The sequence below is a fragment of the Amycolatopsis sp. NPDC049252 genome (assembly GCF_043197175.1).
GTDB lineage: Bacteria > Actinomycetota > Actinomycetes > Mycobacteriales > Pseudonocardiaceae > Amycolatopsis.
Window position 1 is genome coordinate 100,160 of the sequence record NZ_JBICSQ010000014.1, and the last position, 21,754, is coordinate 121,913.

A 21,754-nucleotide genomic window follows, 5' to 3' on the forward strand; every position below is an offset into this window, starting at 1 on the left:
GCTCAGGCATCGTGATCGCATGGTGGCGACGGTCGTGGAGCACCGGATCGGTGACGTGCGCTGGACGGTCGTCCGAGGCCCTCGCGAAGCCGCGTTCCGCGAGCTGGGGGCGTACGCGGCCGACGACATCCGGACCGTCCTCGACGGACTGCCGTCCTGGCCGGTCAGCGCGCGGGCGCGGCGCTCGCCGGTGCTGTTCCGGGCGATCGAATCGGCGTCGCAGGTCGAGCACCCGGACGCCTACGCCGAGCTGACGGCGCTGGCCGCGGGCGCCGGGGTGCCGTTCGACGACCTGCTGCTGGCCAACCTGCGCGGCGACCTGGGTACCGGCGACGGCACCGGCTGCACCGACCTCGCGTGGGTCGGTTCGCCGAGCCTGCTGGGGCACAACGAGGACGGCTCACCGGTGTTCGACGGCATCGGACGCCTGCTGACCCTGCTGATCGACGGGGAACCCGGCGTCTGCGTCTGGTGGTACCCGGGTTTCGTGCCCGCCAACACGTTCACGCTCACCACGCACGGCCTGGTGTGGGGGATCGACAGCGTCGACGTCGTCGCGTCGTCCCCGTGCGCCGGGCGGCACTTCCTGGCCCGGTCGGCGCAACGGGCCGTCACCGTGGCGGAAGCGGTGTCGCTGCTGCGTTCGCACGCTTCGGCCGGCGGGTTCGCGTACACGATGGGCCAGGTCGGTTCGGCCGGGGTGACGGTGGTCGAGAAGGCGGGCCACGAGACCGCGGTTACCACTGTGGACAGTGGGTTTTCCTGGCACACCAACCACTTCCGCCAGCTGCCGCCGGACCTCGACGCGGCCGCGGAGGAGAGCCTGGACCGCGCCGAGGTCTGCGCGCACCTGGCGCCGGTCGCGCCGGACGCGAAGTGGCTGGCGGACACGCTGACGAACGACGTCCACCGCGACGCGTCCGGCGGCGACCCGCTGCTGACGTTGAGCACCCTGGTCACGGACCTGGCCGACGGCACGGTGACGCTCATCCCACGCGGCGGCGCGCCCCTCCGGGGCCGGGTCGCGGACCTGGCGGCCGGGAACGTTTCAGCCGTCGGCTGAAACCAGGATCGCCTGGGCGTCTTCGCCCGCGAACCACAGGCCGATGGCGAACGCCGCCGTCGCCTCCAGCAGGTGGGCGCGGTCCAAGCCGCCGCCGAGCACCGGCGTGCAACCGACGTCGCGGACGAGCGTGCGGACCGTGTCGAGGGCGGCCGGATCGTCGCCGCAGAGCGGAACCGTGAGCGTCGCGGGTGGCTTGCGCCAGACGTCGGCCGAGGCGAGGTTGAACGCCTTGACGACGTGCGCGCCCGGCGCGGCGGCCGCGATCCGGGTCGCCACCGGGGTGCCGGGCGGGGGTTCGGTGCCGGTCGGGCCGGGCTGGTTGGTGCAGTCGACGAGGACTTTTCCGCGCAGGGGGCCCGCTTTCGGCAGGACTTCGAAGACGGCGTCCGCGGGGATCGCCAGGAGCACGGCGTCCGCGAAGGCCGCCACCTCGGCCCACCTGCCCCGGCCGGCCACCCGCAGTTCGTGGCCGGCGTTCGTCCAGTGCGTGCCCAACGCCGTCGCCATCGCGCCCGTGCCGAAGATCCCGATCCGCATGCGTCCTCCTCGTGCTTTGCTGTACCAGCACGACGTTAGAGACCCCGGAAGGAACCGAAAGGTAACCGATGGACCTGCTCGCCGACTGCCCGACGCGGCTCGCGTTCGACCTCGTCGCCAACACCTGGAACCCGGTTGTGGTGTGGGCGCTGCGCCACGGCCCGCGCCGGCACGGCGCGAAGGCGCGTACGCTCTCACACCACTGGGGGAGACGCTGCTGGAGCCGATCGAGGGTTTCGGGCGGTGGGCGGCTGAGCACGGCGACGACGTCCTCGCCGCTCAAGACCGAGCACGATCAGCGTGACCAGCGACAACGCGGGCAGCGGGTAGCCGGCGGCGAGCCCGGCGCCGACGTCGAACACGGGCGCGGCCACCCCGGCGACGAACACCCAGGTCGGCGCGGTCGGCGGTTTCGCCGCGGGCGACCACGGCGTCCGCTTGCCCGGCTTGGCGATCGAGAGCCACGCCTGGAACGACAGCGCACTAGCCATGAGGGAAGCCCCGGCGATCTGCGGCCAGGTGGCGGTCGCCGTGTCGGCGGACTCTCGCAACGCGGGGGAAAGCAGGAAGATCCCGGCGTAGAGCTGGATGAAAGTCAGGGCGAACTTGGTGAGCACCCACCAGTGCCGGAAGTAGCCCCACGCGGTCGCGCCGGCGAGCACGAGGCCGGTGAAGGCGGAGACGTTCGCCATCGGGGCGAGCAGCACGGAGTCGAGCCGGTCGGCCATCGCGGTCGCGGCGGCGGCCTGCGCGGGACGCGTGAGGGCCAGCGACATCAGCACGACGAGCGCGAGGGCCTGGCTCATCCAGGCGACCGACGACACGACGTGCAGCCAGACGACGGCCTGCCGCCGGCGCGGGGAAGTCTTGGTTCGGGTCACGCCATCCAGGCTCACGGAGAAGCCGCACACGCACATCGGGCGTAACCCCGGAGCCCGCAACCCCCGACCTGCACCCACCGGGTCAGCGCGCGGGCCGTTGCCTACACCCAGCGGGGTATCACCACATTCTGAAACTCCAGTTCCACCAAACGCATCTTTCTCGACGAAAGTGCCGTCCGGGGGTCATCGGGGTGGGTTTTTGGTCGCCAGGGCCAGCAGGGGGACGGCGGCGGCGGCGTCGGTGATCAGGGTCGAGACCATGCCCGAGCGCAGGACGGCGTCCACCGCCGAGGCTTTCGGCTTGCTGTAGCCCAGCGCGATCACCTCCGGCACCGCCATCAGTTCCTCGTGGCTGATCGCCAGCACGTGGTGGGCCAAGCCCGTCGACAGGGCGTTGCCCGACTCGTCGAAGAGCCGGGCCGCGACCTCCGCCGTCGCGCCGCGCGCCGCTATCGCCGCCCGCTCCGCCTCGTCCAGCGCGTCGTAGACCGTCGACTCGCCCGGCTGCCACGCGCCGATGCTCACCACCGCCTTGGTCAGGTTGCGGAACTGGCCGAACGTCTCGGCGATGCCCGGCTGACGCCGGAGCGTCTCCGTCGTGCGGCGGTCCGGGAGCACGAGCGGGCCGAAGATCGGGTAGGCGTCGCCGCCGGACACCGCCGTCACGCGGCTGACCGTCTCGACCGAGCGGCCGCGCATGTCCATCCCGGCCTGCACCCCGCAGAGCTGGACGATCGGGCAGCGCGGCAGCGTCCGGATCGCCTCGGTCATCGCGTTCACCGAGCGCGCCCACGAAAGCCCGACGATGTCGTCGGTCCGCACGACCTCCTCGAGCAGCCGGGCCGCCAGGGTGCCGATTTTCGCCCGGACGACCTCCTTGGGCTCCCGCTCGGTTGAGCGTTCGAGCACCAGGGCCCGGTCCAGGCCGTAGGCGGACCGGACCTCGTCCGACAGGGCGAGGTCGACCGGCGCCGGTAGGGCGAACTCCACCCTGACCAGGCCGGACTCCATGGCCGTGTCGAGCATGCGCGCGACCTTGAACCGGCTGACGCCGAACTCGTCGGCGATCTCCAGCTTGGAGCGTCCCTGCACGTAGAAGCGCCGGGCGACGGTCGCGAGGAGCATAGCTTCGGTCAGCGACGACTGCTTCTTAGACGTGCTCATATGAGCACTATAGCTAGAAATATGCCCGAAAGGTTGACGTAACACACAGGTCAGTCCTGTAATGCCTTCACATGTTCTCGACGCCATAGGTCAACGACGCTCATATGAGCGCGAGGAAGGGGCTTGGCATGCGTGCCGCCATCATCGATCGGCCCGGCGAGATCCGGGTCGGCGAGGTGCCCGATCCAAAACCGGGGGAACGGCAGGTCATCGTCAAGGTCGGTGCGTGCGGCATCTGCGGCACCGACCTGCACATCGCCGACGGGCACTTCCCGCCGACTCCGTACCCCATCGTCCCCGGGCACGAGTTCGCCGGGGAGATCGTCGAGCTCGGCGTGGACGTGCCGGGCGACTGGAAGATCGGCGACCGCGTCGCCGTCGACCCCTCCCTGTTCTGCGGCTACTGCGGCCCGTGCCGCTCCGGCCACGGAAACCTGTGCGCCAACTGGAACGCCACCGGTGACACCGTCGACGGCGCCTTCGCGGAGTTCGTCGCCGTGCCGTCGGCCAACTGCTACCGGATGCCCGACTTGATGAGCTGGGAGCAGGGCGCGCTGGTCGAGCCCGTCTCCTGCGCGGTGCACGGTGTGCGCCGCGTCGGGGTCGAAGCCGGCGAACGCATCCTGGTCGTCGGCGCCGGCACGATGGGCCTGATCATGCAGCAGCTGCTGCAGCGCTCCGGCGCGCAGGTCACGATGGTCGACCGCAACGCCTCCCGGCTGCCGCGGTCCAGCAGCCTCGGCGCCGTCGCCACCGCGTCGGACGTCAAGGAGCTGAACGGCGAGACGTTCGACGTCGCCGTCGACTGCACCGGCGCCGCCCCGGCCATCGAAGCCGCCTTCGACTCGGTCCGCCGCGGTGGACGGCTGCTCGTTTTCGGGGTCGCCCCGGCCGAAGCCCGCGTCGCGCTTTCGCCGTTCCGGATCTACAACGACGAGATCACCATCGTCGGCTCGATGGCCGTGCTGAACAGCTTCGGCACCGCGCTCGACCTCGTCGCCAACGGCGCGATCGACACCGATTCGCTGCTCACGGACACCCTGCCGCTGGAGCAGTACCCCGAGGCGCTCGCGAAGATGCGCAGCGGCTCGGGCCTCAAGGTGCAAGTACTTCCGGGAGGTAGCCGTGCGTAAGCTGCTCACCCTCCTCGCCGCGACGTCGTTGCTGGCCACCGGCTGTGCCGGCGCCGGCTCGGTCGGCACCGGCGGGAGCACCCTCGTCATCGCGATCGTGTCCAACCCGCAGATGAAGGACGCGATCTCGCTCGCGCCGGAGTTCGAGAAGGCGACGGGGATCAACCTCAAGTTCGTCTCGCTGCCGGAGAACCAGGCCCGCGCCAAGATCACCGCGTCGACCGCCACCGAGGGCGGCGAGTTCGACGTCGTGATGATCAGCAACTACGAGGCTCCGCAGTGGGCGGCCAACGGCTGGCTCGAGAACCTCGAGCCGCACATGGCGGCCACCCCGGGCTACGACGAAGGCGACTTCATCCCCAGCATCAAGCAGTCGCTGTCGTACCAGAACCAGATGTACGCGGTGCCGTTCTACGGCGAGTCGTCGTTCCTGGCCTACCGCAAGGACCTCTTCCAGAAGGCCGGGCTGACCATGCCGGCCAAGCCGACCTGGCAGCAGATCGCCGACTTCGCCGCGAAGCTCGACGACAAGGCCAACGGCGTCTCGGGCATCTGCCTGCGCGGCAAGCCCGGTTGGGGCGAGAGCCTCGCGCCGTTCACCACGGTGGCCAACACCTTCGGCGCGCAGTGGTTCGACAAGGACTGGAACGCCAAGCTGACGTCGCCGGAGTTCAAGGACGCCGCGAACTTCTACGTCAACCTGATCCGCGACCACGGTGAGGTCGGTGCCTCCAGCGCCGGGTTCTCCGAGTGCGGCACGCGCTACACGCAGGGCAACGCGGCGATGTGGTACGACGCCACGGTCATGGCGGGCACCAACGAGGACCCGTCGAGCAGCAAGATCGTCGGCAAGTCGGGTTACGCGCCGGCCCCGGTCGTCAAGACGCAGGCCAGCGGCTGGCTCTACACCTGGGCCCTCGGTATCCCGAAGGTCGCCAAGGACAAGGACGCGGCCTGGAAGTTCATGGCCTGGATGACCGACAAGGCGTACGTGCAGAAGGTCGGGGCGACCTACGGCTGGAACCGCGTCCCGCCTGGTGTGCGTCAGTCCACTTACGACATTCCCGACTACGCCAAGGCCGCGCAGGCCTACGCGAAGCCGACGCTGGACGGCATCGCGGACGCGAACCAGCAGAAGGCCATGGCGAACCCGGTGCCCTACCCCGGCATCCAGTTCGTCGGCATCCCCGAGTTCCAGGACCTGGGCACCCGGGTGAGCCAGCAGCTGTCGGCCGCGATCGCCGGCCGCGAGTCGGTCGACGACGCCCTGAAGCAATCCCAGGACTACGCCCTGACGGTGGGCGACTCCTACAAGGCGGTGCAGTGATGTCCACGCTCTCCGTAGACACCCCCAAGTCCCAATCGCACGCGAAGGTCGCGGAGAAACGCGGCCTGAGCTCCGCGGCCAAGCGGCGGCTGCCGCTGCTGCCGGCGTTGATCTTCGTCATCGCCGTGACGCAGCTGCCGTTCCTGCTGACCGTGTTCTACTCGTTCCAGTCCTGGAACCTGGTCCGCCCGGGTTCGCGGCACTTCGTCGGCCTGGACAACTACATCGACGTCTTCAGCGACACGACGTTCCTGGTCGCGCTGCTGAACACGGTGCTGCTGACCGTGGTCTGCGTGCTCGTCGCGCTGCTGCTCGGACTCGGCCTGGCGATCCTGCTGGACCGGAAGTTCATGGGCCGCGGTGTCGTCCGGACGCTGCTGATCACGCCGTTCCTGATCCTGCCGGCGGCCGGCGCGCTGCTGTGGAAGACGACGATGTTCGACCCGACCTACGGGCTGCTGCACTTCGTCTTCGGCACCGACACCGACTGGCTTTCGGAGTTCCCGCTGGCTTCGGTGATGGCCCAGATCGTGTGGCAGTGGACGCCGTTCATGATGCTGCTGATCCTGGCCGGCCTGCAGAGCCAGTCGAAGGAGGTCCTGGAAGCGGCTTCGGTCGACGGCGCGAGCCGGTGGCGCACGTTCGCCTCGATCACGCTGCCGCACCTGTCCCGGTTCCTGCAGCTGGCGACGCTGCTGGGCGCGATCTACATCGTGAACAGCTTCGACGCGATCTTCCTGATGACGCAGGGCGGGCCGGGCGTGGCCAGCACCAACCTGCCGTACTACATCTACCAGCGCGCGTTCGAAGGCTTCGACGTCGGCCAGTCGTCGGCGATGGGTGTCATCGTCGTGATCCTGACGATGATCGTCGCGACCTTCGCACTGCGCTTGATGTTCCGCACCTTCTCGGTGGACGGAGGCGTCAAATGACCACTTTGGACACTCGCCCGGAGGCGGCCACCGCCGCCCCGCCGGCCCGCAAGCCGAAGCGCAAGCTCGGCCCCGGTGCGCTCACCGTCGTCACCTGGGTGATCGCGATCCTGTTCGTCTTCCCGCTGCTGTGGATGATCCTCACGGCGTTCAAGCAGGAGGCCGACGCCTACACCGACCCGCCGAAGCTGTTCTTCAGCCCGACGTTCGACCAGATCGCGAACGTGCTGAAGGGCGGGTTCCTGCCCTACCTGTCGAACTCGGCGTTCGTCACGGTGCTTTCGACGCTGCTGGTGCTGCTGCTCGGCATCCCGGCCGCGTACGCGCTTTCGCTGGCGCCGGTGAAGAAGACGTCCAACGCGCTGGGCTTCTTCCTCTCGACGAAGATGCTGCCGATCGTCGCGGCCATCATCCCGCTGTACATCATCTCGCAGAACACCGAGCTGCTGGACACGGTGTGGGCGCTGGTCATCCTCTACACGTCGATGAACCTGCCGCTGGCCATCTGGATGATGCGGTCGTTCTTCCTCGAGGTGCCGCACGAGATGATCGAGGCCGGGCGGATCGACGGCGCGAACCTGCCGACCCTGCTGCGCAAGATCATCATGCCGGTGGTCGCGCCCGGGATCGCGGCGACCGCGCTGATCTGCGTGATCTTCTCCTGGACCGAGTTCTTCTACGCGGTCAACCTGACGGCGGCGCGGGCCGGCACCGTGCCGGTGTTCCTCGTCGGGTTCATCACGAGTGAGGGCCTGTACTGGGCCCAGCTGTCCGCAGCCGCGTTGCTGGCCTCGCTGCCGGTGATGATCGTCGGCTGGTTCGCGCAGAACCACCTCGTCCGGGGTCTGTCCATGGGAGCGGTGAAGTAGTCATGTCAGGTGTCGAATATCAGCAGGCGTCCCGGATCTATCCCGGCACGAACGAGGTGCGGGCGGTCGACAAGCTCGACCTGGCGGTGCCGGACGGCGAGTTCCTGGTCCTGGTCGGCCCGTCCGGTTCGGGCAAGTCGACGGCGCTGCGGATGCTCGCCGGCCTGGAAGACGTCGACGAGGGCGCCATCCACATCGGCGACCGCGACGTCACGAACCTGCCGCCGAAGGACCGGGACATCGCGATGGTGTTCCAGTCCTACGCGCTGTACCCGCACATGACGGTCGCCGACAACATGGGCTTCGCGCTCAAGCTGCGTGGACTGTCCAAAGCGGACATCGACGCGAAGGTGGCCGAGGCCGCCAAGATGCTCGACCTGTCTCGCTTTTTGGATCGGAAGCCCAAGGCGTTGTCCGGCGGGCAACGGCAGCGCGTCGCGATGGGCCGGGCGATTGTGCGCGAGCCCAGCGTGTTCCTGATGGACGAGCCACTGTCCAACCTGGACGCGAAGCTGCGGGTCGAGACCCGGGCGAACATCGCTCAGCTGCAACGCCGGCTCCGGACGACGACCATCTACGTCACGCACGACCAGGTCGAGGCGATGACGATGGGCGACCGGGTGGCGGTGCTCAAGGACGGCGTCCTGCAGCAGTGCGCGTCCCCGCGTGAGCTGTACGAGAACCCGACGAACTCGTTCGTCGCGGGCTTCATCGGGTCGCCGGCGATGAACCTGGCCCAGCTGCCCCTGACCGAGGGCGGCGTCAAGCTGGGCGACGTCACCCTGCCGCTGCCGCGGTCGGTGGTTGCGGCGGCGTCGTCGCAGAACCTTCGCGAAGTCACCTTCGGCGTCCGCCCGGAGTCACTGGAGCTGGTCTCCGAGGGCGGCTTCGAGCTGGTGGTGGAGCTGGTCGAGGAACTGGGCGCGGACGCGTACCTCCACGGCAAGGTCGGCGACGACCGCTTCGTGGTCCGCGTCGACGGCCGCACGCCGCCCCGGATGGGCGACAACGTCCGGGTGGGCCTGCGCGGCGAAGGCGAGACCCACGCCTTCAACCCGGAGACGACCCTGCGTCTCTCCTGAAGGAGACAGGCCACGGCCACCTCGCGGGAACCCCTTACCCGCGAGGTGGCCGTTTCCCGTTACTCCTGCAGCGAGAGGGCCTGGCTCGGGCAGACGTGCACCGCTTCGCGGGCCTTCTCGACCAGCTCACCCTCGGGGGTTTCGTTGAGGACGATGACCGTGCCGTCGTCCTCGCTCTGGTCGAACAGCGCGGGCTCGGTGAGCACGCACTGACCGGCGCCGACGCACTTGCCGGTGTCCGCGATGATCTTCATGGTTCTTCTCCTGTGATGGGATGGCCGTCCGGTCGATCTCTACCAGGTCACCGGCAGCCGGTACAGGCCGTAGATGTTCGCGTCGTCCTTGAACGGCAGGTCGTCCACGTCCGCGCCCAGCTCCAGTGTCGGGATGCGGCGGAAGAGCGTGTCGAAGACGATCTGCAGTTCCATCCGGGCCAGGTTCTGGCCGAGGCACTGGTGCGGGCCGAAGCCGAACGCGACGTGGTGGCGGGCGCCGCGCTCGATGTCCAGCTCGTCGGCGTTCTCGAACGCCCGCGGGTCGCGGTTCGCCGCGTAGCCCAGCGCCAGCACACCTTCCCCGGCGCGGATCAGCTGCCCGCCGACCTCGACGTCCTCGACGCACAGGCGCGCGGTGGCCACGTCGACGATCGTCCAGTAGCGCAGCATCTCCTCGACGGCGTCGAGCGTCTTGCCCGGGTCGGCCTTGATCGCCGCGAGCTGCTCCGGGTTCTGCAGGAACGCCACGGTGGACAGCGAGATCATGTTCGCCGTCGTCTCGTGCCCGGCGACCAGCAGCAGGAACCCGGTCGCGGCCAGCGACTCCCGCCGGTAGGTGCCGTCCTCGCGGAGCTTGACGATCTGCCGCCCGAGCAGGTCGTCCGGCGGGTTCGCCTCCTTCTTCGCGATGAGGTCGGCCATGTACCCGCGGATGGTGTCGAACGCCGCCCGCCGCTCCTCCGGCGACGTCGAGCGCTTGATCAGCTTCGCCGTGTGGGTCTGGAAGAAGTCGTGGTCGGCGTAGGGCACGCCGAGCATCTCGCAGATCACCAGTGACGGGACGGCCAGCGACAGCTTCTCGACCAGGTCGCCGGGCTTCGGGCCGGCCAGCAGCGCGTCGATCTGGGTGTCGACGATCTCCTGGATCCGCGGCCGCAGCGCCTCCATCCGGCGCACGGTGAACTCGCCGAGCACGGCCTTGCGGGCCGGCCCGTGCTCGGGCGCGTCCATGGTGATCATGGTGCGCTCGTCACCCTGCCGCCGGAAACCGCCCTTGACCAGCTGCGGGAAGTCCGGGTGCTGCCGGTCGGCGCTGAACCGCCGGTCGTTCAGCACGGTCCGGACGTCCGCCAGCCGGGTGACCGCCCAGGCCTGGCCGCCGTCGGGCAGCCGCACCTTCGCGACGGCGTCCTCCTCGCGGATCTCCTCGTACGCCGGCGGCGGCGAGAACGGGCACGTGCGGGTCATCGGGAATTCGTGCTGCTCGACAGTCGTCATGACTTCCCCCTCTTCACCAGGTCACGGGCAGGCAGTACAAACCGAAGATCGACGAGTCGTGCTTGAACGGCAGCTGCTCCACCGGCGCGGCCAGCTTCAGCTCCGGGAGGCGGCGGAAGAGCGTGTCGAACACGATCTGCAGCTCCATCCGGGCGAGGTTCTGGCCGAGGCACTGGTGCGGGCCGAAGCCGAACGCGACGTGGTGGCGGGCGCCACGCTCGAGGTCGAGCTTGTCGGCGTCTTCGAACGCCTCCTCGTCGCGGTTGCCGGAGTAGCTCAGGCCGAGCACGCCCTCACCCTCGCGGATCAGCTGGCCGCCGATCTCGACGTCCTCGGTGGCGACGCGCGACGTCGCGAACTCGGCGATCGTGAAGTACCGGAGCAGCTCCTCGACGGCGTCGAGCGTCTTGCCCGGGTCGTTCTTGATGAGCTCGAGCTGGTCCGGGTTCTCCAGCAGCGCGACGGTGCCGAGCGAGATCATGTTCGCCGTCGTCTCGTGCCCGGCGATGAGCAGCAGGAACGCCAGCGAGACGAGCGAGTCGTGGTCGACGTCGCCGTGGTCCTCGCGCTGCTTGGCGATCTGGCGGCTGAGCAGGTCGTCGGCCGGCTCGGTCTCCTTCTGGGTGACCAGCTGGTCGAGGTAGTTCTGCAGCTCGTCGACGGCCTTGATCCGGTCGTCCTGCTCGACGTCCCGGTTGAGCAGCGTCGAGCTGCGGACCTGGAAGAACTCGTGGTCGGCGTACGGCACACCGAGCAGCTCGCAGATGACCAGGGACGGCACCGGCAGCGACAGCGCGGTGACGAGGTCCGCGGGCTTCGGGCCGGCCAGGATCGCGTCGATGTGCTCGTCGACGATCTGCTGGATGCGCGGCTGGAGCGCCTTCATCCGCTTCACCGTGAACTCGCCGACGACCTCGCGCCGGGCCGCGCCGTGCTGCGGCGGGTCCATGTTGATCAGCGACGCGGTGAAGTTGGTCCGCCGTGCCGGGCGGCCCTGCTTGGTCAGGAACGGGAAGCCCGGGTTGAACCGGTCGGAGCTGAACCGCGGGTCGGTCAGCATCTGCCGGACGTCCTCGAGCCGGGTGATCGCCCAGGCCTCCTGGCCGGACTGCAGCTCGACGCGGTGCACGGGGCCCGCTTCGCGCAGCTTGCCGTACGCCGGCGGCGGCGCGAACGGGCAGCTGCGCACCAGCGGGAAGACCTCTTCCCCGGTCGCGGTCGTGGCGGTTTCGGCGACTTCGGTCATTTCGGACCCCCAAATCGGACGGAAAGTATGTGGAGGATTACATTCCGGTTCTAGTCCCCAACGTACCGAAGTGGAGGGAAGTCGTCCACTAGCTAACGGGTGACATCTTGCGGATGCACCATGTGGCTGCCTGACCATGCGAGAATCACCCCGCGCCAGATTCAGCGAGAGGCGAACGGCATGACGGCAGACCCCGAGACCAGCCTGCGGGCGGATGCGCGGCGTAACCGCGACCAGATCCTGGCCGCCGCGAAGAGCATCTTCGCCGCGTCCGGAGCCGAAGTGCCGATGGAGGAGATCGCCCGCGCGGCCGGCGTCGGTGTCGGCACGCTGTACCGCCGCTTCCCGGACCGGGACGCCCTGGTCAGGGCGGTCGCGATGGACAACTTCGAGCGGGTGCTGATCGACGCGCGCCGGATCGCCGCGGAGGAGACGTCCCCGTGGAACGGGCTCGAGCGGCTGCTGCGGCAGTCGGTCGAGCTGCAGCTGGTCGTCCAGCTGGCGATGGTGTCGCACCGGGCCCTGGTGATCCTGAAGGGCGACCCGGAGGTCCGCCGGCTCCGTGACGAGATCCTCGTGGTGCTCGACGACTTCGTCCGCGGCGCCCAGGCGGAGGGCAAGCTCCGGATGGACGTCGGCGCGGGGGACATCGCGATCCTGTTCGCGACGCTGCTGCGCCAGATGCGCGCGAAGACGGACGAGGTCGCGGCGATGGCCGCGAGCCGCTGCGTCGGCATCATGATCGACGGGCTGAGCGCGCGTCCGGGAACCCCGCTGCCGGGCCGCCCGATCACGTCCCACGACCTGGAACCCGAAGAACACTGATCGTCATTTTCGCGTGTTAGGGTTCCGCCTCGTTCTGCCATTGTTGACGAGGCGGGAAAATGCGACGAAGAACCCTTGCTGCTTTGTTGGTCTTTCCCTTCTTCGCGCTCGCCGCGTGCGGGCAGGACGACGGTTCGGCGGCTCCGGCCGCGGTGTCCTCGTTCGTGCCGCCACCGTCGGCCGCTTCGACGTCTTCGGCTCCGCCGACGTCCAGTGCGCCGCCCGCCTCGGCGCCGCCGAGCACGTCCCGACCTGCGCCAAGTCCGCCTTCGGTGACGCCGTCGCGCAACTGCGGCAGCCCGGAGTTCACCACGAGCGACGCCGACGGCGGCTGGTCGGACGGCGGCTACTACGTCCACAACAACATGTGGAATTCGGACGAAGCGGGCCTGGAAACATTGCGGGCGTGCGCGTACGACAATTGGTACGTGGATTCCACCCAGCCGTCGACGACGTCGGTGAAAACCTATCCGAACGTCCACAAGGACATCAATGACCAGAACGGAAAACCGTTCAACGACTATTCGGTGATCCGGTCGACGTTCGCCGGCCGCGGCCCGGGCACGGGCATCTACGACGTCGCGTACGACCTCTGGCTCAACGGCGTCGGCGACGGCAAGGGCGTGACCGAGGTGATGGTCTGGACGGAGAACCTCAAGCAGCAGCCCTCGGGCGACAAGGTGGCGACGTACTCCGCGGGCGGCCACTCGTACGACGTCTGGGCGGACGACGACGGCTACATCGCGTTCGTCTCCCAGACGACGCAGTACTCGGGCGCGGTCGACCTGAAGGCGATGATCGCGTGGGGCATCGGCAAGGGCTTCATCCCGCCGAACCCCACGGTCAACCAGATCGGCTACGGCATCGAGTTCTGCTCCACGGGCGGCGGTAAGGCGAGGTTCACGCTGACGGACTTCTCGGTGACGATGAGTTAGCGCGCGTACCGCTGGATGGTGCGTGTCGAGGGCCGCAGCACGGGCAACCCGATCGCGACGTCGACGCAGCCGACGACGAACGCGACCAGCGGCATGACCAGGAAGACGAAGATCCCGAAGCTGATCTGCGTGTACCCGTGGGGGTTGTCCGGGCCGGGGTCGGACCAGGTCAGCTTGCTGCCGTAGACGAGGTAGAAGAGCGGCAGGATCACGACCGAAACGCACCCGCCGCACAGTGGCCCGACGGAGATGGCGGCGGGGCGGAGCCGCAGGATGTGACCGGTACCGGCGCGGTGATAGCCGACCTCGACCCAGGTCGGGGCGAACAACAGCGCGAGGCCGGTCATGAGCAGCAGCACGGCACTGAAAACGCCGAGCATCACGGGGATGCCGTTGGCGGCGTCGTGGCTGGTCGGCAGGCTGTAACCCAGGACGGGCACGGCAACGCACATCGCGACCGCGACGACGGTGGTGAGGGCACCGAGGAGCGGCAGGGTGCGCCGGAGCCTCGTGACCAGCCGGGGCGGGATCCAGGCGTAAGCCTGTGGATCCATCGGGAAGTCGTTCATGATCAGTTGACTCGCCAGTCGCCGGGGTGCGACATCGTGGAGGTGTTGGTCCGTTCCCACAGGTCACCGAGACTGTCGACCTTCGCCTGGATGGAGCCTTGCTCGGTTTCGATCACGTCGAGCAGCGACTCGATCGCAACGATCGTTCCGGTGATCGCAGGCAGTGCCGCGGCGATGGCGGCGGAGAGGATCCCCAGCGCCAGGGGCAGGCCCGCGACCGTGGCCGCGCTGAGGATGGCGGAAACGACAGCGGCGACCAGTCCACCGAGGATGATTTTCATGGCCAGCCAGAAGGAATCGATGCCGTTGGCGAGGTTGCTGAGCGAATCGCGCATCTGCTCGCCGAGATCCTTCATCGAGTTCAGATGATCGATCTGGGCGGGCACGGCGGCCTTGTAGGTCTCCGCTGCTCGGCCCTGCCAGTAGATGTTGGCCTTGAGCTTGTCCAAGCCCAGCGTCCCGGCGATTTCGTCGATCGTGTGTGAAAACTCCTCGATCCACTGCTTGCCGACTTGCTTCAGCTTTTCGGGATCGCCCCGGTCGGTCCAGAACAGCCGGAGGTGGTTCTGGCACTCCGCGAACTTTCCGTTGACGTAGTCCACCAGGTCGATGATCGGCCGGACCAGGGATTCGAGTGCGCTCGGCACCCAGTCGAGCAGGTCACGCACCTTGTCCATGAACTCCCGGTACTTCTCCTCGATGGCGCGCATGTCCTCGAGAGCCCGGTCGATGATGGGATTTCCGGCTGCCGCGGTCATGTGCGCCCCTCAGTGCCCGTCCAGCTTGCCGAGGCGGCTCGCGTGCTCGCCCTCGGCTTGCTCGTAGATGGCGGCGCCGGTGAGCAGGCTGCCGGAGATCCCGCGGAAGTTCGCCGCTCCTTGGGCCAGCAGGCGGTCCAGCTTGGCGCGCATGTCGTTGTAGCGGCGATTGAAACCCCTGGATGCCGCATAGCTCATTACGTCGCCGGGCGTCAGATCCAGCGGCGAGACGATGCCTCGTGCCTGGTTGAGGTTGTCCGCTGCGAGGTCCCAGGTCTTGGCGTCCGAGCGCAGGGCCTCCAGGGCCACTTCCATGTCGCTCATCAGCGGTCACGTCCTTCCTGGTTGACGAAGAGGCCGGGTGGCGGGGTCAAGCCGACTCGGCGGAGGAGCCGGGCGGGATCGAACAACAGACCCATCAGTTCGGTGTAGGCCTGGCCTTGTGGTTGGGGCGCGAGTCCCGCAGGCGTCGATTGGTCGTGGAGGGCGCGGAGTACGTCCAGCAGTTCGCCTTCGACCTCTGCGTTGCGGGCGATCGTCGCCCACGTCGGATCGAGGTCGAGGGTGAGGTAACGGCCGCCCTGCGAGGTGCCGCGGACATGTCCTCCGCCGCTTTCCGCAGAGGCGATGCCGACGTTGACGGAGGCCATCTGCGCGGAAAACTCCTCCAATTCCGCATGGACCGCGTCGTCCAGCCGCAGCACGTCCTCGGCGGTGAGCGGCGTTTCGTCCGCGTCGGCTCGTGGCCGGGACGGTGGGGCCGTCTGTACCTCCCGGGCTTGCCGGACCACCGCGTCGAGCACCGCCGCGTTGGCCGCGGACAACACACTCGTGTGGAGCCCGCGGGGATCCACTCGGCTCTTCCAGTCCTGGGCAAGCCGGACCCGTTCGACTGCTCCTCCGGGAGACACGACGACAGTCACCACCGAGTCCGCGTCCTGCCCTGAGGGGTCCGTCGGTTCCGGTTCGTCGTCGGACGGAGGCGCAGGTCGCTCACCGTCGTCCCAGAGGTCGATTTCCGCCTCGAACGCCCAGTCTTCGTCGTCCGGCACCTGCACCCTCCCCGATGCGTCACTCTGCGTACCTGGCCAGGACAGTAGTCGTGATCGAGGTCGGCGTCATCCGAATCGAAGATCCGGGGCCGGGAATGCGGTGAAGGCCACCACCCGGCAGCCCCGGGTGGTGGCCTTCACCAGCGAAAACTCAGACGCCCAGCGGGTGCCAGACCGTCTTGGCCTCCAGGTAGCGGCGCAGCCGGGAGAGGTCCGGTGCGACCGTCCAGTCCGGCTCGGTGTCCGGGACCGTCAGGACCCGCTTCACCGTGTTCGCCGCCTCGCGCGCCAGCTCCGGGCGGTCCGCGGGGAGGGCGCCCGTGGGGTCCAGGGCGTTGACGTCGCCGTGGGAAGCCAGCCATGAGCCCAGCTCCGACGCGCGGCCCGTCAGGATGTTCGCCACTCCGCCCGGGACGTCCGACGTCGCCAGGACCTCGGACAGCGTGATCGCCGGCAGGGGGCGTTCCGCGCTCGAGACGACCACCGCCGTCGAGCCCGTGGCCAGGACCGGGGCCAGGACGCTGACCAGGCCCAGCAACGACGACTGCTGCGGCGCGAGGATGCCCACCACGCCCGTCGGCTCCGGGACGGTGAACGAGAAGTACGGGCCCGCCACCGGGTTGGCCGCGCCGAGGACCGTGGCGATCTTGTCCGTCCAGCCCGCGTACCAGACCCAGCGGTCGATCGCGGCGTCCACAAGGGACTCGGCCTTCTTCGCCGCCAGACCCTCCGAAGTGGACACTTCGGCGATGAACTGGTCGCGACGGCCTTCCAGCACCTCGGCCACCCGGTACAGGACCTGGCCGCGGTTGTACGCCGTCGCGCCCGCCCAGCCCGGGAAGGCCTTGCGGGCCGCGACCACCGCGTCGCGGACGTCCTTGCGGGACGCGTGGGCCGCGTTGGCCAGGAACTTGCCCTTCGCGTCGGTCACCGGGTAGACCCGGCCGGACTCCGAGCGCGGGAACTTGCCGCCGACGTACAGCTTGTACGTCTTGGCGACGGAGATTCGGTCAGACATTCAGGTACGCCTCCAGCCCGGTGCGGCCGCCTTCGCGCCCGAAACCGGATTCCTGGTAGCCGCCGAACGGCGCGGCGGGGTCGAAGCGGTTGAAGGTGTTGGCCCAGACGACGCCGGCCCGCAGCTGGTTCGCCATCCACAGGATGCGCGAGCCCTTCTCGGTCCAGATCCCGGCCGAAAGCCCGTACGGCGTGTTGTTCGCCTTCGCGACGGCCTCGTCCGGCGTGCGGAACGTCAGCACCGACAGCACCGGGCCGAAGATCTCCTCGCGTGCGATCCGCATCGACTGGTGGACGTTCGCGAACACCGTGGGGGCGAAGAAGAACCCGCGGTCCGGCACCGGGCACGGGCTGGTCCAGCGCTGCGCGCCCTCGGCGTCACCGGCTTCGACGAGCCCGCGGATCTTCGCCAGCTGCTCGGCCGAATTGATCGCGCCGATGTCGGTGTTCTTGTCCAGCGGGTCGCCCAGGCGCAGCGTCGAGACGCGGTAGCGGAGCTTCTCCAGCACCTCCTCGGCGATGGATTCCTGCACCAGCAACCGCGAACCCGCGCAGCAGACGTGGCCCTGGTTGAAGAAGATGCCGTTGACGATGCCCTCGATCGCCTGGTCCAGCGGCGCGTCCTCGAAGACGATGTTCGCCGCCTTGCCGCCCAGCTCCAGCGTCAGCTTCTTCGCCGTGCCCGCGACTTCGCGCTGGATCGCCTTGCCGACCTCGGTGGAGCCGGTGAAGGCGATCTTGTCGACGTCGGCGTGCTCCACAATGGACGCACCGATGTCGCCGGCGCCGGGCAGGATGTTCACCACGCCCGGCGGCAGCTCGGCCTGCTGGCAGATCTCGGCGAACACCAGCGCGGTCAGCGGCGTCGTCTCCGCCGGCTTCAGCACCACGGTGTTGCCGGTGGCCAGCGCGGGCGCGATCTTCCAGGCCAGCATCAGCAGCGGGAAGTTCCAGGGAATGATCTGCCCGGCAACGCCCAGGGGCTGCGGGTTCGGCCCGTAGCCGGCGTACTCCAGCTTGTCGGCCCAGCCCGCGTGGTAGAAGAAGTGCGCCGCCGCGGTCGGGACGTCGGAGTCGCGCGACTCCTTGATCGGCTTGCCGTTGTCGAGGCTCTCCAGCACGGCCAGCTCGCGCGAGCGCTCCTGGATCAGCCGCGCGATGCGGAAGAGGTACTTCGCGCGCTCGGTGCCCGGCATCTTCGACCAGACGTTGTTGTACGCCTTGCGGGCGGCCTTGACCGCGGTGTCCACATCGGACTTCGACGCGGTGCCGACCTCGGCCAGGACCTCTTCGGTGGCCGGGTTGATCGTCTTGAGCGGCTCACCCGAGCCGTCGACGAATTCGCCGTTGACGAACGGCTTGTAGTGGTCCTTCAGGTTCGCGATGGCGCGCGACTCCGGCGCCGGTGCGTACTCGAAAACAGGCATCAGTCCACCGTCACGTAGTCGGGGCCGCTGTAGTGGCCGTCCACCTGGGTGCGGCGCTGCAGCAGCAGGTCGTTGAGCAGGCTGGACGCGCCGAAGCGGAACAGGTCCGGGGTCAGCCACTGCTCGCCGGCGACCTCGTGCACCGCGACCAGGTACTTGATGGCGTCCTTCGTGGTCCGGATGCCGCCCGCGGGCTTGACGCCGCGCAGCTCGCCGGTCGTCACGTGCCAGTCGTGGACGGCCTGCAGCATGATGTGCGTGACCGGCAGCGTCGCGGCGGGGGAGACCTTGCCGGTGGACGTCTTGATGAAGTCGCCGCCGGCCAGCAGCGCCAGCCACGACGCGCGCCGCACGTTGTCGTAGGTCGCCAGCTCGCCGGTTTCGAGGATGACCTTCAGGTGGGCGTCACCGCAGGCGGCCTTGATGGCCTGGATCTCCTCGAAGACGTCCATGTAGCGGCCTTCGAGGAAGGCGCCGCGGTCGATCACCATGTCGACCTCGTGCGCGCCCGCGTCGACGGCGATCTTCGTGTCGGCCAGCTTGATCTCACGGCTGGTGCGGCCCGCGGGGAAGCCGGTCGCGACGCTCGCGACGTGCACACCGCTGCCCTTCAGCGCCTCGACGGCCGTCTGGACCATGTCCGGGTACACGCACACGGCGGCGACGCGCGGGGCGTCCTGCCGCTCGGGGTCGGGGCGGACCGCCTTCGCGGCGAGCGCCCGGACCTTGCCGCGGGTGTCGGCGCCCTCCAGCGTGGTCAGGTCGACCATGGAGATGGCGGTGTCGATGGCCCACCGCTTGGCGTCCTTCTTGATGCTGCGCGTGCCGAGGCCCGCCGCGCGCTGCTCGACGCCGACCTGGTCGACACCGGGCAGCCCGAGCAGGAAGCGGCGCAGGCTCGCTTCGTCGCGAGTCGCGTCCGCCAGCGGTGCCGGGGTGGCCGGCGCCGCTGACGTGCTGGTCGTGGCTGTCATGGGCCTGAGTCTAGGCGGCGGGTCCGACACCGCGCGGCGTCCGGCGGAGGGTCACCCGGTGTGACGCTTCGGTCGACAAGTGTCACGTAAGTCGGTGCGAACGGGCCGTTCGTGACGCCGGTGGGGTGCGAACGGACCGTTCGTGACGTGGGGTGGGTGCGCGAGTGGGCCGTTCGCGCCCGGCGGGAGGGCGCGAAAGGACCGTTCGCGTCGGTGGGAGCACACGAATGGGGCGTTCACGCAGTCGCGGAAGCCGGGGCTGTTGCTCTTCGCCGCGGGGCGTGGACGACGCCGGTCGGCAGCTGGCCAACGGGCGCCCGGCGACCCGGTGCCAATTGCGGCGGCAGCGTCGGTGCGAACGGACCGTTCGTGCAGCGGGGGCGGTGCGAGTGGCCCGTTCGTGACGTCGGGTGGGTGCGCGAGTGGCCCGTTCGCGCCCCGCTGGTGAGGCGCGAGAGGGCCGTTCGCGACGCTGGTGAGGCGCGAGTGGGCCGTTCGCGCCCCGCTGGTGAGGCGCGAGAGGGCCGCTCGTGACGCTGGTGAGGCGCGAGTGGGCCGTTCGCGCCCAGTTGGTGAAGTGCGAGTGGACCGTTCGTGACGTGGGGGCGGCGCGAGTGGACCGTTCGCGCGCACAACAGAGTTCACGCCGGCCGAGCAGGCGCCAGAGGGCTGCGAACTGCGGCGGCCCAACGCAGCGTGAGTCAGGCGCCTTCGATGCGCGGCGGTTCGGTCCGCTGCGCCGGCTTCCGGTACACGACCACCCCGCCCCAGAAACCGAGGCCGTTGATCTTCACCGTCGGGGCCGTCGGCGGCGCCGGGGGCGCTCCCGACTTGTCCTCCAGGACGAAGCCGCCCATGAAGCCGATGCCCGTGACGTCCACGTTGATGTCGTCCGGGACCGTGATCTGGATGCCGCCCATGATGGCGACCGCCGTGATCGTGCAGTGCTTCTCCGCGAAGCGGGCCTGGCGCAGGTCGATCTCCGCGCCGCCCCAGAAGGCGAAGCTGTTGTGCTGCGGGGGCAGGACCCAGCTGCCCTTGCGGATCGCGCCGGACATGACGCCGATCGAGACCGGGGAGCCTGGGTGGCCGCCGATGCGCTGGTCCGGGAAACCCAGCGCGCGCGACGTCGCCTGCTCGACCGCCGCGCCGGACGACGGGAGGTCCACCGTCACCGGCTTGAGGTCTCCGAGGGTTTTGGCGGCGTAGACGGTGGTGAGCCGCTCTTCGAGTTCGTTCACCGTGATCCGCCCTTCCGAGAGGGCGTTGTGCAGCACCTGGGCGACGCGCTCACGGTCGGCGTCGGAGGCCCGCATCTGGTCGGGCGTCAGTTCGCTCACCCGGGGCAGCCTAGTGGCGAAAACCACCCACAGTGTCCATCTTCCGAAGGACACTGGGCCGATGGGATCACCGACAGTCGAATTCCCGGACGGCACCCGGGTCCGCGGCCGCGGCCTCGCCCGGCCCGCGCCGACCGGGCCGGAGCCGGACTTCGGGCTCTACCTGGGGACGAGCCGGTTGCGGCGCAAGCACGGCGGCGGGATCACCTGGCCGCACGAATGGGTCACCTGGCCCGATTTCCTGCTGCCGGCCAAACCCGCGGAGGCACGCCGCCAGATCAAGGCCCTACACGCGCGCGCCAAGATCGAAACCGTCGAAGTCGCCTGCTACGGCGGTGTCGGCCGGACCGGCACGGTGCTGGCCTGCCTGGCGATCCTTTCGGGCGTCCCGGCCGGCGACGCCGTCGCGTGGGTGCGCGAGCACTACGACGAACGCGCCGCCGAAACACCCTGGCAGCGCGGCTGGGTGAAAAGGTTCGCCGACCGGCTAAGTTGACCTGCATGGATGTGCACGTCGTCGACCACCCCCTCGCGAAGGCCCGGCTCTCCACCATGCGCGACGCGCGCACGGACAGCGCCGCGTTCCGGGCCGCGCTGCACGAACTGACCGTCATGCTGGTCTACGAAGCCACGCGCGACGTGCCGGTGAAGACCGAGCGGATCCACACGCCGGTCGCGCGCACCGAGGGCTACAAGCTGGCCAGCCCGCCGCTGCTCGTCCCGGTGCTGCGGGCCGGGCTGGGCATGGCCGACCAGGCCCACAAGCTGATCCCGGACGCGCAGATGGGCTTCGTCGGCTTGGCACGCGACGAGGAAACCCTCAAGCCGACGCCGTACCTCGAGTCGCTGCCGGAGTCGCTCGCGAACCGGCCGGTGCTGGTGCTCGACCCGATGCTCGCCACCGGCGGCTCGATGGAGTACACGATCCGGCTGCTGACCGACCGCGGCGCCGACGACGTCACGGCGATCTGCGCGCTGGCCGCGCCCGAGGGCCTCGCCCACCTGGAGAAGACCGGCCTGCCGGTCCGCGTGGTCACGGCCAGCATCGACGAGCGGCTCAACGACTCGGGCTTCATCGTCCCGGGCCTCGGCGACGCGGGTGACCGCCAGTACGGCGCCGTTTAGCC

At 69.2% G+C, this 21,754-nt stretch carries 25 protein-coding genes and 1 pseudogene; 11 read left to right on the top strand and 15 right to left on the bottom strand.

Annotation, left to right across the window (positions count from 1 at the left end; genetic code table 11):
- The first annotated feature begins 19 nt into the window (after positions 1 to 19).
- Entirely contained in the window at positions 20 to 1,063 is a 1,044-nt protein-coding gene (locus tag ACGFMK_RS18755; RefSeq protein ID WP_392764386.1) for a C45 family autoproteolytic acyltransferase/hydolase, read from the top strand.
- Here ACGFMK_RS18755 and ACGFMK_RS18760 read toward each other — a convergent pair.
- The gene (locus ACGFMK_RS18760) at positions 1,049 to 1,603 is read right to left on the bottom strand and encodes an NADPH-dependent F420 reductase (RefSeq protein WP_392764389.1); all 555 of its coding nucleotides are present in this window, start codon (positions 1,601 to 1,603) and stop codon (positions 1,049 to 1,051) included. The two genes, ACGFMK_RS18755 and ACGFMK_RS18760, sit on opposite strands and share 15 nt — an antisense overlap.
- A gap of 68 nt (positions 1,604 to 1,671) precedes the next feature.
- Between ACGFMK_RS18760 and ACGFMK_RS18765 the strand changes: the two are divergent.
- Positions 1,672 to 1,907: pseudogene (locus tag ACGFMK_RS18765) on the top strand (winged helix-turn-helix transcriptional regulator).
- Here ACGFMK_RS18765 and ACGFMK_RS18770 read toward each other — a convergent pair.
- Positions 1,798 to 2,484, bottom strand: coding sequence for a hypothetical protein (locus ACGFMK_RS18770; RefSeq protein WP_392764391.1), 687 nt, complete (start codon positions 2,482 to 2,484; stop codon positions 1,798 to 1,800). The pseudogene ACGFMK_RS18765 and the gene ACGFMK_RS18770 sit on opposite strands and share 110 nt — an antisense overlap.
- Before the next feature lie 183 nt (positions 2,485 to 2,667).
- Entirely contained in the window at positions 2,668 to 3,648 is a 981-nt protein-coding gene (locus ACGFMK_RS18775) for a sugar-binding transcriptional regulator (RefSeq protein WP_392764394.1), read from the bottom strand.
- 128 nt (positions 3,649 to 3,776) lie between these two features.
- Here ACGFMK_RS18775 and ACGFMK_RS18780 point away from each other — a divergent pair, with 128 nt between their 5' ends.
- Genes ACGFMK_RS18780 through ACGFMK_RS18800 form a run of 5 tightly spaced genes read left to right on the top strand, consistent with a single transcriptional unit; the run spans position 3,777 to position 8,991 of the window.
- The gene (locus tag ACGFMK_RS18780) at positions 3,777 to 4,781 is read left to right on the top strand and encodes a zinc-dependent alcohol dehydrogenase family protein (RefSeq protein ID WP_392764397.1); all 1,005 of its coding nucleotides are present in this window, start codon (positions 3,777 to 3,779) and stop codon (positions 4,779 to 4,781) included.
- Positions 4,774 to 6,108 carry an ABC transporter substrate-binding protein gene (locus tag ACGFMK_RS18785; protein ID WP_392764400.1) on the top strand — a complete coding sequence of 445 codons (1,335 nt, stop codon included), beginning with the start codon at positions 4,774 to 4,776 and terminating at the stop codon, positions 6,106 to 6,108. The genes ACGFMK_RS18780 and ACGFMK_RS18785 overlap by 8 nt, the downstream gene beginning before the upstream one ends.
- Positions 6,108 to 7,040 (top strand): carbohydrate ABC transporter permease, encoded by a 933-nt coding sequence (locus ACGFMK_RS18790; RefSeq protein ID WP_392764403.1) that lies wholly within the window; start codon positions 6,108 to 6,110, stop codon positions 7,038 to 7,040. Before ACGFMK_RS18785 ends, ACGFMK_RS18790 begins: the two co-directional genes overlap by 1 nt.
- Positions 7,037 to 7,909 (top strand): carbohydrate ABC transporter permease, encoded by an 873-nt coding sequence (locus tag ACGFMK_RS18795; RefSeq protein WP_392764406.1) that lies wholly within the window; start codon positions 7,037 to 7,039, stop codon positions 7,907 to 7,909. The genes ACGFMK_RS18790 and ACGFMK_RS18795 overlap by 4 nt, the downstream gene beginning before the upstream one ends.
- Before the next feature lie 2 nt (positions 7,910 to 7,911).
- On the top strand, positions 7,912 to 8,991 hold the full coding sequence (locus tag ACGFMK_RS18800; RefSeq protein ID WP_392764409.1) for an ABC transporter ATP-binding protein: 1,080 nt from the start codon (positions 7,912 to 7,914) through the stop codon (positions 8,989 to 8,991).
- Positions 8,992 to 9,050: 59 nt separating this feature from the next.
- Here the strand turns inward: ACGFMK_RS18800 and ACGFMK_RS18805 are convergent, their stop codons facing one another.
- From ACGFMK_RS18805 to ACGFMK_RS18815, 3 genes are read right to left on the bottom strand one after another with little or no spacing between them, the layout of a single operon-like run.
- On the bottom strand, positions 9,051 to 9,245 hold the full coding sequence (locus tag ACGFMK_RS18805) for a ferredoxin (protein ID WP_290056061.1): 195 nt from the start codon (positions 9,243 to 9,245) through the stop codon (positions 9,051 to 9,053).
- Positions 9,246 to 9,284: 39 nt separating this feature from the next.
- Positions 9,285 to 10,484, bottom strand: a complete 1,200-nt coding sequence (locus tag ACGFMK_RS18810) for a cytochrome P450 (protein ID WP_392764411.1) — start codon at positions 10,482 to 10,484, stop codon at positions 9,285 to 9,287.
- Positions 10,485 to 10,497: 13 nt separating this feature from the next.
- Positions 10,498 to 11,730 carry a cytochrome P450 gene (locus tag ACGFMK_RS18815; protein WP_392764413.1) on the bottom strand — a complete coding sequence of 411 codons (1,233 nt, stop codon included), beginning with the start codon at positions 11,728 to 11,730 and terminating at the stop codon, positions 10,498 to 10,500.
- Between the two features lie 180 nt (positions 11,731 to 11,910).
- On the opposite strand from ACGFMK_RS18815, the gene ACGFMK_RS18820 reads away from it, so the two are divergent.
- The gene (locus tag ACGFMK_RS18820) at positions 11,911 to 12,555 is read left to right on the top strand and encodes a TetR/AcrR family transcriptional regulator (protein ID WP_392764416.1); all 645 of its coding nucleotides are present in this window, start codon (positions 11,911 to 11,913) and stop codon (positions 12,553 to 12,555) included.
- Between the two features lie 16 nt (positions 12,556 to 12,571).
- Here the strand turns inward: ACGFMK_RS18820 and ACGFMK_RS18825 are convergent, their stop codons facing one another.
- Complete coding sequence (locus tag ACGFMK_RS18825; RefSeq protein WP_392764418.1) at positions 12,572 to 12,844, bottom strand: hypothetical protein; 273 nt, start codon at positions 12,842 to 12,844, stop codon at positions 12,572 to 12,574.
- On the opposite strand from ACGFMK_RS18825, the gene ACGFMK_RS18830 reads away from it, so the two are divergent.
- A complete protein-coding gene (locus ACGFMK_RS18830) occupies positions 12,828 to 13,490 on the top strand; it encodes a hypothetical protein (protein WP_392764420.1) in 663 nt (220 codons plus the stop codon). The two genes, ACGFMK_RS18825 and ACGFMK_RS18830, sit on opposite strands and share 17 nt — an antisense overlap.
- Here ACGFMK_RS18830 and ACGFMK_RS18835 read toward each other — a convergent pair.
- The 8 genes from ACGFMK_RS18835 to ACGFMK_RS18870 all read right to left on the bottom strand — a co-directional run bounded on the left by ACGFMK_RS18835 (position 13,487) and on the right by ACGFMK_RS18870 (position 20,603).
- Positions 13,487 to 14,044: a hypothetical protein gene (locus tag ACGFMK_RS18835; RefSeq protein WP_392764422.1), complete on the bottom strand. Its 558-nt coding sequence runs from the start codon at positions 14,042 to 14,044 to the stop codon at positions 13,487 to 13,489. The genes ACGFMK_RS18830 and ACGFMK_RS18835 overlap by 4 nt on opposite strands.
- Positions 14,045 to 14,061: 17 nt before the next feature.
- Positions 14,062 to 14,817, bottom strand: a complete 756-nt coding sequence (locus ACGFMK_RS18840; protein ID WP_392764424.1) for a hypothetical protein — start codon at positions 14,815 to 14,817, stop codon at positions 14,062 to 14,064.
- Positions 14,818 to 14,826: 9 nt separating this feature from the next.
- Positions 14,827 to 15,141, bottom strand: coding sequence for a hypothetical protein (locus tag ACGFMK_RS18845; protein WP_392764427.1), 315 nt, complete (start codon positions 15,139 to 15,141; stop codon positions 14,827 to 14,829).
- Positions 15,141 to 15,869, bottom strand: a complete 729-nt coding sequence (locus ACGFMK_RS18850) for a hypothetical protein (protein ID WP_392764430.1) — start codon at positions 15,867 to 15,869, stop codon at positions 15,141 to 15,143. Before ACGFMK_RS18850 ends, ACGFMK_RS18845 begins: the two co-directional genes overlap by 1 nt.
- A gap of 151 nt (positions 15,870 to 16,020) precedes the next feature.
- Positions 16,021 to 16,887, bottom strand: a complete 867-nt coding sequence (locus ACGFMK_RS18855; RefSeq protein WP_392764433.1) for an aldehyde dehydrogenase family protein — start codon at positions 16,885 to 16,887, stop codon at positions 16,021 to 16,023.
- Complete coding sequence (locus ACGFMK_RS18860; protein ID WP_392764436.1) at positions 16,880 to 18,313, bottom strand: aldehyde dehydrogenase family protein; 1,434 nt, start codon at positions 18,311 to 18,313, stop codon at positions 16,880 to 16,882. Before ACGFMK_RS18860 ends, ACGFMK_RS18855 begins: the two co-directional genes overlap by 8 nt.
- Positions 18,313 to 19,287, bottom strand: a complete 975-nt coding sequence (deoC, locus tag ACGFMK_RS18865; RefSeq protein WP_392764439.1) for a deoxyribose-phosphate aldolase — start codon at positions 19,285 to 19,287, stop codon at positions 18,313 to 18,315. The genes ACGFMK_RS18860 and deoC overlap by 1 nt, the downstream gene beginning before the upstream one ends.
- Positions 19,288 to 19,988: 701 nt before the next feature.
- Positions 19,989 to 20,603 carry a DUF1707 domain-containing protein gene (locus ACGFMK_RS18870; RefSeq protein ID WP_392764553.1) on the bottom strand — a complete coding sequence of 205 codons (615 nt, stop codon included), beginning with the start codon at positions 20,601 to 20,603 and terminating at the stop codon, positions 19,989 to 19,991.
- A gap of 85 nt (positions 20,604 to 20,688) precedes the next feature.
- Here ACGFMK_RS18870 and ACGFMK_RS18875 point away from each other — a divergent pair, with 85 nt between their 5' ends.
- Positions 20,689 to 21,123 (top strand): protein-tyrosine phosphatase family protein, encoded by a 435-nt coding sequence (locus ACGFMK_RS18875; RefSeq protein WP_392764442.1) that lies wholly within the window; start codon positions 20,689 to 20,691, stop codon positions 21,121 to 21,123.
- Positions 21,124 to 21,128: 5 nt separating this feature from the next.
- Positions 21,129 to 21,752, top strand: coding sequence for a uracil phosphoribosyltransferase (gene upp / locus ACGFMK_RS18880; RefSeq protein ID WP_323329699.1), 624 nt, complete (start codon positions 21,129 to 21,131; stop codon positions 21,750 to 21,752).
- Positions 21,753 to 21,754: the final 2 nt, after the last annotated feature.